Annotated in this window: 9 protein-coding genes; 4 read left to right on the forward strand and 5 right to left on the reverse strand. The window is 40.6% G+C overall.

Annotation, left to right across the window (positions count from 1 at the left end; translation table 11 throughout):
* Positions 1-65 precede the first annotated feature (65 nt).
* The 4 genes from B3139_RS09830 to B3139_RS09845 all read left to right on the forward strand — a co-directional run bounded on the left by B3139_RS09830 (position 66) and on the right by B3139_RS09845 (position 7172).
* Positions 66-1292 (forward strand): NlpC/P60 family protein, encoded by a 1227-nt coding sequence (locus B3139_RS09830; protein ID WP_209579108.1) that lies wholly within the window; start codon positions 66-68, stop codon positions 1290-1292.
* Between the two features lie 7 nt (positions 1293-1299).
* Entirely contained in the window at positions 1300-2355 is a 1056-nt protein-coding gene (locus tag B3139_RS09835; protein WP_293882409.1) for a dipeptide epimerase, read from the forward strand.
* A gap of 123 nt (positions 2356-2478) precedes the next feature.
* On the forward strand, positions 2479-5685 hold the full coding sequence (locus B3139_RS09840; protein ID WP_209579106.1) for a SusC/RagA family TonB-linked outer membrane protein: 3207 nt from the start codon (positions 2479-2481) through the stop codon (positions 5683-5685).
* A 17-nt stretch (positions 5686-5702) separates the two neighbouring features.
* Entirely contained in the window at positions 5703-7172 is a 1470-nt protein-coding gene (locus tag B3139_RS09845; protein WP_293882412.1) for a RagB/SusD family nutrient uptake outer membrane protein, read from the forward strand.
* Positions 7173-7243: 71 nt separating this feature from the next.
* Here the strand turns inward: B3139_RS09845 and B3139_RS09850 are convergent, their stop codons facing one another.
* From B3139_RS09850 to B3139_RS09870, 5 genes are all read right to left on the reverse strand, one after another.
* Positions 7244-8647: a M14 family zinc carboxypeptidase gene (locus tag B3139_RS09850; protein WP_209579104.1), complete on the reverse strand. Its 1404-nt coding sequence runs from the start codon at positions 8645-8647 to the stop codon at positions 7244-7246.
* 1 nt (position 8648) lies between these two features.
* Entirely contained in the window at positions 8649-9707 is a 1059-nt protein-coding gene (locus tag B3139_RS09855; protein ID WP_293882415.1) for a S66 peptidase family protein, read from the reverse strand.
* 8 nt (positions 9708-9715) lie between these two features.
* A complete protein-coding gene (locus B3139_RS09860) occupies positions 9716-11053 on the reverse strand; it encodes a dihydroorotase (protein ID WP_293882417.1) in 1338 nt (445 codons plus the stop codon).
* A 254-nt stretch (positions 11054-11307) separates the two neighbouring features.
* Complete coding sequence (locus tag B3139_RS09865; protein ID WP_209579101.1) at positions 11308-12003, reverse strand: response regulator transcription factor; 696 nt, start codon at positions 12001-12003, stop codon at positions 11308-11310.
* A gap of 103 nt (positions 12004-12106) precedes the next feature.
* Positions 12107-13204 (reverse strand): TlpA family protein disulfide reductase, encoded by a 1098-nt coding sequence (locus tag B3139_RS09870; RefSeq protein WP_293882419.1) that lies wholly within the window; start codon positions 13202-13204, stop codon positions 12107-12109.
* Positions 13205-13206 lie beyond the last annotated feature (2 nt).

Here is a 13206-nt window from a genome sequence, read left to right on the forward strand (position 1 = left end):
AAATCGACATTAAAAATTGCCTTATATTATGAATTAATCCTATCTTTAGAAACAAACTAATTCGCATGAAAAACACTCTAAAATTCGCTATTTTAGCCTATACATGCCTTATTGGCACCGGCAGCAGCTATGCACAACAGCTAGATTCCACCACGTATTTTAAGGTTAAAGAGTTGCAAGAAAACGTAAAAAGTCAATTTGCTCCTGATAAAAGAACCAAAATCGTGGCCATCCAAAAAGCGGATGTCGTACAAAACCAATATGTGATTGAAACAACAGAGAAAGATGCTCAATTCGTTTTGGAACAAAAAGCAAAAGAAATAGCGGCTAATATTCAGGTACAGTTCCTGCCTGACGCCAGTGTAGGCGAAAAAACTTCTGGAGTGATTCGGCTTTCGGTTGCCAATATGCGGACATTTCCAGATAATGCGGCCGAGTTAACGAGTCAGGTTTTATTAGGTACACAGGTGGATCTTCTGCAGAAAAAAAGTGGAGACTATCGTGTCCGCACACCCGACGGTTATATTGCATGGGTACCGGCCTCGTCCATTGAAGTGATGGACAACATTGCATTGGAACATTGGCGGCAAGCAGAAAAAGTTATCTATACTGCAGAATTCGGGAAATCATATTCCGAACCAAATGAAAAGAGTCAACGCGTTTCTGACCTGGTGTATGGTGACATTCTACAATTAAAAGGGCAGAAAGGTAATTTTTATCAGATCGCCTATCCCGATGGACGTTTGGGCTATATTAAAAAGTCAGAAAGCCTGACACTGAAAAATTGGTTTGAAACGCGCAATCCGACAGCAGAAAATATTATCGCCAGTGCGAAAACCATGTTGGGTCTTCCCTATTTATGGGGTGGAACTTCGGTAAAAGGTGTCGACTGCAGTGGTTTTACCAAAACAAGTTTCTTTATGAACGGCTTTGTGATACCGAGAGATGCATCGCAACAAGTTCTAGCCGGAGAAAAAATTGATATTTTAGACGAAGAAGGACATTTTGACCCTGAGAAAGCACTTAAAAACTTAAAACCAGCCGACTTACTGTTTTTTGCTGCAGGAAAAAATAACAATCCAAATGCTCGAGTGACGCATGTGGCGCTTTATATGGGTAATGGCACTTTTATTCACGCGGCAGGTTTGGTTCGGATCAATAGCATGCTCAAGGACGCCACCAACTACGATGATTTCCAAACCCGTACTGTAGTTGCTGCACGCCGTTACCTCGGCACGAAGGATAGCGCTATACAAAAAGTCGCTGAAAGCAATTATTACACCAACAAATAAGATAACGATGAGCAACCAATCTCAATGGATCAATAAAGATTTTGGAGCCTTTAAATTAAGATTCCGCCCGTATACACTAACACTGAACCATGTCTTTACAGTCGCTTCTTTCAGCAGAAGCACAACACCGGTTGTATTGACCGAACTAGAGTATGACGGCATTGTCGGTTATGGTGAAGCGAGTATGCCTCCTTATCTTGGCGAATCGCAAGAAAGTGTCCTATCGTTCCTCAATCAAATCGATCTGACAGGGTTCAACTCTCCTTTTCAAACCGAAGATATTTTACATTACATCGATCAGATTGCGTTGAAAAATACAGCCGCAAAAGCCGCAATTGATATCGCCCTGCATGATGTCCTTGGGAAAATTATGAACCAACCTTATTATAAGATATGGGGACTAAATCCTGATCTTATTCCGCCGACATCGTATACAATAGGCATCGATTCCGAAGAAATGATACGGAAAAAAGTAGCCGAAGCGGATCAGTTTAAAATTTTAAAAGTAAAGCTTGGGCTGGATACTGATAAAATGATTATTGATACCATCCGGCAGGTGACAGACCGCCCGCTGTGCGCGGACGTCAATCAAGGTTGGAAAACGCGCGAAGAGGCCTTGGAGATGGCGCACTGGCTTGCAGAAAGAAACGTTTACTTCTTAGAGCAACCGATGCCCAAGGAACAGATAGATGACAATGCCTGGTTGACCGAAAACAGCCCGATACCAACAATTGCCGATGAAGGATGTCAACGACTTGTAGATGTTCCTGCACTAAAGGGCGTGTATTCAGGAATTAATATCAAATTGATGAAATGTACTGGCATGCGGGAGGCCAAACGTATGGCCGAGCTTGCGCGTTCTCTGGAAATGAAAGTTATGATCGGTTGCATGACCGAAACATCCTGTGCAATCAGTGCAGCAGCACAACTCGCTCCCCTAACAGACTGGGCTGATTTAGATGGTGCTTTATTGATCGGAAATGACATTTATGACGGTATGACCGTTGTCAATGGCAATTGCCTTCTTCCCGACCGTCCTGGAATTGGAATTTTAAGGAAATAACCCTATATTCAGTGCAATGTTTTTTTCTTAAAAAAAAGATTGCACTGAATTGCTTTCGCAAGTTTGACCAACATCCGACAGCACCAAAATATTAACAAACTAAATTAATCAATTCACACTTTTATGAAACAACATGTGCTCACAACGTTGTGTCTCATAGCCTGTAGTTCGATGCAGTCTTTATATGCGCAACAGATCCAAATTGCTGGTAAAATAACAGACAGCAACGGAAAACCAATTAGCGGAGTTACAATAACTATAAAAAGCGCTAACCAAGGAACCTCAACAAACGAAAATGGCCTGTTTACGCTAAACGCAAACACCAACGCGATATTAAGTATCTCTGCAGTAGGTTATAGTCCACAAGAAATTCAGGTCAATGGCCGAAAAACCATTAGTATTTCACTCAGCAGTGATGAACAGGCATTGGACGAAGTCATTGTCATTGCCTATGGAACGGCTAAAAAGAGTACCTATACAGGTTCGGCAGCACAAGTAAAATCAGATGCCATTGATAAACAACCTGTCACTTCGTTTGAAAAAGCTCTTACTGGCCGTGTTGCAGGTCTGCAAATGTCAAATGGATCTGGTCAGGCAGGTGCAACTTCAGCTATACGCATTCGAGGCATAGGCTCTATGAACGCGTCGAACGAGCCACTCTATGTCATTGACGGTGTTCCAGTCATTTCGGGTAGTGTCGGACAGATGGGCGACTATATTGTCAATACGAACAACGTCATGAGCACATTAAATCCCAGCGATATCGAATCTATTTCTGTGCTTAAGGATGCTGCCGCTTCTTCCCTTTATGGTTCCCGCGCGGCAAACGGTGTCATCATCATCACCACAAAAAAGGGGAAAAACGGAGATCCAAAGATCAATGTCAAGTCCTCTATCGGCATTAGTCCTTCCTGGGCAACCAAAAATAATGAACCTGCTTCGGTACAGGATCAAATCAATATGCTCTATAGTGTTTTATACGACTCTAGAATAGCAGCTGGTCAAACGGCTGAACAGGCGAATAAAAACACCTTATTCCGCTTAAATTCTTTGGACTGGAATCCAAATTCGGCAAATTACGGTAAACCAACTTCTTCTTATGGTTTTGGTATTCATGGCTATCAATTCAGCACAGATGGAACCTCACAATGGGAAAATGTACATATCTCAGGAAAAACAGATGGTGTAGAGAATCGAGATGGTAAGTATTATGACTGGAACAAAGCATTGTTTAGAACCGGGATATTCAACAGCAACGATATCTCGGTAAGCGGAGCAACAGAAAAAACCAATTACTATGCGTCTTTAGGATACACGCAAGACAAAAGCAGGATTATTGAGAATAACTTCGACAGAATCAATGGTCGGATTAATTTAACGCAAAAGATTGGGAAATATCTCGAATTTGGTTCAAACGTCAACTACGCTAAAAACAAGCTTATTGGGATGAATGACACCAGGAATACAGGAACAAATTACCTGTATCAAGCGAGTAATTTATTATGGCAGATGTATTGGCCAACTGATTATAAAACAGGTAACGAATATACAGCACGTTATGGTAGTCTCGCTTATAATCCGTTGTATTACAACAAGGAATGGGAAAACTCTTCGAAAACAAGTAAATTATCAGCTATAGAATCTTTATCATTAAAGCTGTTACCTGAACTTACATTGAAGACCATTTTCTCCTATGACAGAACCGAGGTCAAAGATCACATCTATTATAGCGCTAAACATTATAACGGTATGGCAGACAATGGCCGGGTCACAGAGGTGTCTACGTCCATTGAAAAATTGGTATCATCCACAACCGCCAATTACAACAAAAGCTTTGGCTTGCATAATATTGGGTTATTAGCTGGTTTCGAAGCTGAAAAAAACACGACTGATTTTATCCGTGCTACAGGTAAAGATTTACCATCCTCATCACTTCATACAGTCGCCACTGCAGGTATATTGGATGCGTCCGCCTATTCTTGGGGCAATAATATGATGTCTGTACTATCGCGGGCGGAATATAACTACGATGAACGCTATTTTGCCTCGGCATCTTTTAGAAGGGACGGTTCATCCCGCTTGGCACCAGGTCCTCGTTGGGGCAACTTTTGGTCTTTAGCTGCTTCCTGGAATTTGGCCAAGGAATCTTTTATTAAACAGATTGAGGAAATCAATAACCTAAGAATTAGAGGTTCCTATGGGGTAAATGGAACATTACCTACGGATCTTTTTGCCTGGCGCAATTTAACAAGTTATTCCAACAAATATATGACGCAGCCAGGTGGTGGGCTAAATAATTTAGGCAATCCGGACGTAGCTTGGGAGAAAAATTACTCCACAAACGTCGCATTAGAATTTGGCCTATTCCACAATAAACTATTTGGTACAATTGAATATTTTAACAGAGACTCGAAGGATCTCTTACAGAATGTTCCGATCTCCACAATTACTGGTTTCGGCTCCATATTGCGAAATGTTGGCGAAATGAACAATAAAGGTATAGAGATTGAATTAGGTTCAGATATCATTAAAAATGAAAATTGGAAATGGACATTAAGTGCAAATGCCGCAATCATCAGATCCAAGATTACAAAATTATATGGTGGACGAGATATCGTCTGGTATGATCCCACTGGTGGAGACGATAGAGCTCGATTTATTTATCGCGAAGGAGAATCGTCCTTATCATTCTTTGGTCTAGAATGGGCAGGTACAGATCAAACCAATGGCAAAAACGTCTGGTATACAAACGATGGCACTGATGGCGATTTTATCTTTAACGGAAAAGCGGCAAGTTATGATTACAAAAAAGCTAAACAAACCATCATCGGAAATGCTAATCCTAAACTATATGGCGGTATAAATTCTGACATCGATTATAAAAACTTTTCATTGGGATTGAACTTTGCTTATAAAATTGGCGGCAAACTTTATGATGCTACATCCAAAGATGTTGCCGATGACGGCTATTATTGGGAACGAATTCATGCCGCTTATTTTACAGAAAATAGCTGGTCACCTTCAAATACGGATGGAACTTACCCAATGGTTACCGGAAGAGATCTGGAAGATGTGAACCAGATCAGCAGTAGACAACTGTTTGACGCGTCATATCTTAGATTAAAAAACATTTCGTTGAGCTATAGATTACCAAATGATTTTTTAAAACGAGCTGGTATCTCCAATGCAAGGGTATTTTTCAATGGAAGCAATTTGTTGACCGTTTCGAAATACAAGTATATGGATCCGGAAGTTAACCAATTTGGTACGCGGGGCTGGGAAACACCATTGGCAAAAACGTACACTTTCGGTGTTGAATTTAGTTTTTAACGAAAAAAAACAGTATTATGAAAAAGCTTTTTATTGCCTCGTGCATAACAATATCATTAGCAATCAGCTCATGTAGCAATTTTTTGGATGTCACACCGACCAATATGGGGGACTCCAATACCTCCATCCAAACTGCTGCTGACGCAAAGGTTATTATGAATGGATTAATGAGTAAAATGGCAAATGTCGCCTACTATGGACGAAATTTCCCGCTCTATGCTGATGCCAAAGGGGGTGACTTTACGATTGCATCCCAGGGCCGCGGTTATGACTATCTTTATGTATTTAATCATTCGGCCTCTTCTAATCCCTATTCAAGCATCTGGACACAAGGGTTTCATACACTCGTGCAGATCAATAATCTTTTGACAAATATCGATAAACTAATCGCTGCCGGCTCGACAGAAAATTTTAATACGTATAAAGGACAAGCATTGACCGCAAGAGCCCTCATCAATTTTGATCTTGTCAGGTTGTACGGAAAACCCTACAACATGGAAAAATCTGCCCTTGGTATCCCTAATGTAACGAAAGTACTCGAATATAGCGCGCAGGAAAAACGTATCTCCGTGGAGGAAAACTACAAACAAATAGTACAGGATTTAAAGGATGCAGAGAGCTTATTGCCAAAATCCAAATCGGATGGATATTTCAATTTTTTCGCCAATAAAGCACTGCAAGCTCGTGTGTATCTCTATATGAATGATTATGATAATTCGTTAAAATCAGCGCAGGAGGTCATAGACTCCAAAGTCTACACATTGTATAGCAATGAAAACTGGGTAAAATCCTGGACAGGTATGTTTGGAACTGAATCTATTCTAGAATTGGGTGTCTATCCGAATGAAGCTGACGCAGGGACTAGTTCACTGGGTGCGATGTTCCGCAGAAAAGGACATGGCAGTACAGCCATATTGGGAAACTTTATAGCCGCAGATCCATTCTTGGCCAAATTTAAGAAAGACGAGACAGATGTCAGATGGGGTGTTATGGCGTACGATGAAGTCGGCACCACCCATTTAGGAGCGGTCTATAAATATAGCGGTAGCACAACGCTTGCTGGCGATAAAAATTCAACAGCAAATAGTACCGCTGTCAATATTAAGGTCATCCGTTTGTCCGAAGTATATCTTATCGCTGCTGAAGCTGCTCTACTAAAATCATCTCCTGACAAGGCCCTTGCAGCAAATTACCTGAATGCAATACGCCAACGCTCTCCCAAATTAGATGTTGCGACCTCAGGCACGATTACTTTAGATATGATTGCCGATGAGAGAAGCAAAGAGCTCCTTGGAGAAGGTCACCGCTTCTTTGATATGATGCGCTGGAACAAATCGATAACTTTTGATGATGATTTAGGAAATATAAGCACAACAAATAGGCAAAAAACGATCGATAGAACCTTCTTTAAAACCATTCTTCCTATTTCACTGGATGAGATGAATGCAAACCCAGCTATAGCAAATCAACAGAATACCGGCTACTAGTAGTTTCAAAAAGAAAAAGGTCACAGCACAGGCTGTGACCTTTTTTCTTTTTTGAGCTATATTAAGCATTCCTAACTTATCTGATTTTTATACTGCTGTTGCATTGTTTTTTTCAAATCGATCGCATAACCATTAACTACGGCGTAAATGTTCTTGCCTTCTTTACGAAGAAAAAAATCCGCTTGAGCTCCGAGAGCTAATTGTTGTGAAAATTCTATAGCTTTTTTAGTTAATACACGAATTGGAAGGTTATGCAAAAATTCTCCCGGGATCACATTTTCAATAATAATAGCGGCATAGCCTTTTTCAAGTAATCCCATCACGATGGTATCATCTAAATCGGTCAGGGAAGCAAATGGCTCCATATACATCTTGGCTGGAGCAAACTCCGTTCCTGCAACATCAATATCTACATAACCATAAAAATCCTGCAAATCGCCAATATCTTCAACAATACCCTCTACGTAGTAGTCAGAGCCTATAGTCTTTTCATTCTGCCGGATAGCAACATCGACAAGCAATGGTTTACCACTCCGCTCAATGGTCAAATTTCTCAGCAACACATCATGGAGCTTTTCATCATTGAAGGGAATTGTATCATAATCGGTAACCGAATGCTGTTTAAAGGATTGATCAGCAATTTCCTCAAATGCTTTTAACAAAGCCACGAAATTACATTTTCGGACCATCATTTTTTCGGTATCACCAACATAAGCTCCTGATTCAATCAAGATCGTCCTGGCGCCCCATTTTTGAAAATTATCACCGAAACCGCGCGGTGTATGCTCATCGTCATACCTTGCAACCGCCTTTGGAACAAATTCCTGAAGGACTTTATTTATTCCGACAATCACCCGCATCGCATCTCCCCGAGTTTCATTAATACTCCGCGCATAGTCATAGGCAGGTGCCAATAGGGAAATTGTCACTGGCATATTTGTTCCAGGAATGTTGTAGTAATTGTTTTGGTTATGCAGGTTAAAGGCAAAATCAGGTTTTAGCAACATGGCTTGCGCCTTCAATAAGGCCCCTTCCACTGTTGCTGTTGCCCTTGCATCTCTGTTCATATCCACATCCATGGCTGTCCTACGCTGAAACCGTTCGGTTCCATCAGGATTTAGCATCGGAATAAAATACAAGGTCACTTTTGATGCTATGTGATCTCTAAAGGCATCTAAACCATCATCTTTTCCGTTGAAAAAATTAAATAGATCAAACAAGGCCATTGTCGCCGTAGGTTCATCACCATGCATTTGTGACCATAAAAGTATCTTGATTGGCCCTTGTCCGTATTGTAGTCGAAAGATCGAACGATCTTCAGTGGACTTCCCAATTTCCGATACAGCAAAACGTCCAGTGCTCCTGATATTTTCTAATAATGGTAAAATATCAGCATGTTTAAATCTTCTATGCATCAAAGCCTTTTCTTCATATAAAGAAAAGGCTTTGATGAAATCAACTTTTACTAATTTCATATTAATCTTTTAATGCAGGCTCCATTAAAGCAATCGTTCCTTGCGAAGCATCTACACGGACTTTTGCTCCTACGGGCAAAATAAACTGTTCGGCGATATGCCCAACGACAGCCCCTGTATAAGCGGGTATTTTTAACGGTTTGATATAATCATTGAACAATTGGTCAAGTGTTACGGATCCATAGCCACCAGATGGTTTACAATCGGTACACTTGCCAAAAATAAACCCCTTGATTAGCCCCAGTATACCAGCATTTTTCAACTGGCAAAACATGCGATCAACACGTTCCATATCTTCGTCCACCTCTTCGATAAAAAGAATGGCGTCTTTAAAGCTTGGCAGATAGGATGAACCACATAAGCCGGTCAGTACGGTCATATTTCCACCCAGCAATATTCCTTCTACTATACCAGGATGAATGGTGGCAATTCGGTCTTTGGTCTGTACAATGTTATCACCTTTCGATTTAGGATTCTCAAATATCGACGGCTTATTGGCTACAAATTGTGCATTGAAAGCTTCTGCCAGCTTCTTTGTCCAGGTGCTGATACCCACCGCACCATGAAATGTCACAAGTCCCGTTTTGGCATATAATGCCAAAATTAAGGCTGTAATGTCCGAATATCCCAATAGAATTTTTGGGTTACTGGCGATCAGCTTATAATCTAATCTATCCAAAAGACGGGATGTCCCCGAACCTCCTCTGATGCAGACAATCGCATTGACGCTTTTATCTGCAAACATATCGTGTATATCTGCAATACGCTCCTGATCTGTACCCGCCAAATTACCGTATCGACTGCGTATATGCTTCCCCTCTTTAATGTTAAAACCTAGCGTTGTAAATACTTCACCTGCAATGCGAATTGACTCCTCATCATCCAACACACCAGCTGGCGTTATTAATCCTATGGTATCACCCAGTTTTAGTTTCGTCGCAAGTAAAGTAGCTTGACCGAACAATTCAGTTTGATCTTTCCCTGACTTTGTCATCCCTAACATAGGAATTGACAATCCGCCTAAAGCGATCGACTTTATAAAGGCCCTTTTCTTCATCATGTTAATTACTATCGGTTGAACAACAGACGTTCTCCAGCACCTTTTTCAATCAGCTGTCCATTAGAGAAAGCAAGTTTACCCGATACGAAAGTATGCTCGATTGTTGAACTAAATGTATGTCCTTCAAAAGGCGACCAGCCGCATTTCGACAGGATATTCGCTTTCGATACCGTATAAGGTTTATTCAGATCGACCAACACAAGGTCTGCCCAATATCCCTCACGAATGTAACCTCTATCTTCAATTTCGAACAATGTAGCCGTATTATGTGCAGACTTTTGCACCAATTGTTCCAAGGTCATTTTATCGGCTTTGACCATATCGAGCAAAGCTTGCAATGCGTGCTGCACAAGAGGCCCTCCACTTGGCGCGGAAGCGTAGGCCTGAGATTTTTCCTCCATGGTATGCGGAGCGTGATCTGTCGCTATCACATCGATATGACCATCCAGTACAGCTTTTAGAATCTGGTCGCGATCATTCGCTGTTTTCACCGCTGGATTCCATTTGATAAAGTTACCTTTTGAGGCGTAATCCTGGTCAGAAAACCACAGGTGATGAATACAAGCTTCAGCGGTAATTTTTTTATCTTTTAATGGAATATCATTCGTAAATAGTGCAATTTCTCTGGCAGTTGATATATGAAGAATATGCAAGCGCGTATGGTATTTTTTTGCGAGTTCGACAGCTTTTGAGGATGATAAGTAACAAGCCTCTTCAGAACGAATTAGGGGATGCATCTCAATTTTCAGTCCACTTTCGCCATATTTCTCTTTAAATAAAGCCAGATTGGCCTTTATCGTCGCCTCATCTTCACAATGCGTAGCTACTAAGGTTGGAGCATTCGCAAAGATCCCTTCCAATGCTTTTTCATTATCCACCAACATATTTCCAGTAGAGGAACCCATAAAAACTTTTATGCCACATACATTCTTCGGATTCGTTTTGAGGACCTCCTCAAGATTATCGTTCGCCGCTCCCATAAAGAATGAATAATTGGCCAGCGAATTTCTAGCTGCAATATCATACTTATCTTGAAGTAACTCCTGCGTTAATGTGTTTGGAACCGTATTAGGCATTTCCATAAAGGAGGTGGTGCCTCCAGCCACTGCTGCGCGGCTTTCATGCCATATATCCGCTTTATATGTTAATCCTGGTTCCCTGAAATGAACTTGATCATCAATAAGCCCAGGGAATAAATGTAGTCCCTCCGCATTGATTTCTTGATCAGCAGGATGGTTAATTTCCTGAGCAATCATTTCGATTCGACCATTGCTGATATATACGTCAGCAACCTCAACTTTACCTTCATTAACAAGTTGTGCAGATTTTATAAGAATAGATGACATGTTGATTTTTTACTTTGCTTTAGGTCAAAAGTAAAGATTTGTAACCGTGATATCAAATGATCTTGCGAAAGAGTTCGATACCGCAACTGTAGTTTCATCAAACTCCTAAATCGTATTGTGCCAATACGATTTAGGCATCCTGCGCAAGAAAAGTGTCGAATAACCTTTGCCTGTCAGATCTTAAAGGTCTTGCCTAAATTGGGATTTCTTTCCCAAGGATTTGAAAAACAAAGAAGAGGCCTGAGCCTCTTCCTTTATTCTTTATCGAATTTGTATCCCACACCTTTTACAGTGGTTACATAATCGTCACCTATCTTTTCGCGCAGCTTGCGGATATGGACGTCAATCGTGCGATTGGTTACTACAACAGAATCTTCCCAAATACTCTTTAAGATCTGCTCGCGTGTAAACACCTTATTTGGTTTTGATGCCAATAGATATAATAACTCAAACTCTTTCTTCGCTAGAACAATCTTTTGTTCTCCTTTGTAGACCAAGAATGAATCCCTATCAATAACCAAGTCGGAAATTTCAATTTTATCCTGAACAGAGGCATCCGATTCTTCAGTGGCATTTCTCCTCAAGATAGCATTGATGCGACTCATTAAAGCACGGGGCTTAATTGGCTTTGCAATATAATCATCTGCACCAACGTGAAATCCAGCAATTTCCGAATACTCTTCGCTTCTAGCAGTTAAAAATACCATGAATGTGCTTTTAAATTCAGGCATTGCCCGCATAATGCGACAAGCTTCAATTCCATCCATCTTGGGCATCATCACATCCAAAATGATCAGGTCAGGATTTACCTGTTTGGCAACGTTGATCGCCTCTTCCCCATTTTGCGCTGTAGAGACCTGATAACCTTCACGATTTAAGTTGAATGCAATTAAATCCAAGATATCCTTTTCGTCATCAACAATTAAAATCTTTTGTTTCGAAGAACTCATTTGTCTTATTTTTTTTGCTAAATTATAAACAAAATGATAACAATCAGTTAACCCTATGTTACCAAATTATTAAGTAATATGCTATTTAACAATAACACAAGGATTACTTAATTGTTTTCTTCAAAAACGTCTCCAGCTCCTCTCCACGTAGATTTTTCGCTATAATAAAACCGTTCGGATCTAAGATGTAGGAAGTAGGCAAGGCTTTAACCCGGTAATCGATAACAACAGGCGAGCTCCAAGCTTTCAAATCAGATACATGTGTCCAAGTCAACTTATCATCCTCGATAGCCCGCATCCATGAACCAGGATTGTCGTCAAATGAAACAGATAGTATTTCAAATCCTTTACCATGAAAGGCATTATACAACCGAACAAGATTAGGGTTCTCTTGACGACAAGGCATACACCACGAAGCCCAAAAGTCGACCAATGTATATTTACCTTTAAAACTAGACAACTTCACTTCTTTATTGGATGGTGTAAAGGATATCAGTTCAGGAGCAGGCTGCCCAATCGCCATTTTTTTTAGCTTTTGGGTTTCCTCTTTAAATTGGGTCACGTACCTATTCTCCGTAAATTCATCCTTTATTTTATCGGCATAAGCAATAATTTCACTTTCGGCCACTTCGGGATCTAAGGTGGAGATGGCATAAAATCCAGCCAAATCATTGTGTTTATTCGAAAAATCGACCGCTTTCTTCGTATATGTACGTAGTACTGCTGCAAATTTGGCTTTATATTCTGCACGAATCTTTTCAATCTCATCTGCTGTCGAGTTTGAAGTTAGCTTAGAAAATACCGTTTGCAAGGAATCCTGCACATAATCGCGATAGTTCCGTTCTTTGGCAAAGGGCTGTATCGTTTTTGACAATTCAGAACCTTCCACCTGGTAATCATTGACATCCTTATGAAGGTCTGTATTAAAAGTAATGGTCTCCCCAGGAGAGGCGATCAAATCATACCGATTTTTACCTACCCGCAAAGATAATAATCTGGATTGGCTAGCAGGTCTTACAAACTGAAATTTGTTATTGTCGCCAAAAAACATAGAATCGAGTTTTGTATCCCCTTCATATAACGAAATAACTTTGACATTGCCAGGATTTTCGACATTTCCTGCAATGGTAAACTGCTCCTTATTTTGGCAACTCATCATCAAACCAACAATTCCTACCGCAAAAAACACTGCCTTTTTCATCC

Source organism: Sphingobacterium sp. UBA1498 (assembly GCF_002325125.1).
Taxonomy (GTDB): Bacteria; Bacteroidota; Bacteroidia; order Sphingobacteriales; family Sphingobacteriaceae; genus Sphingobacterium.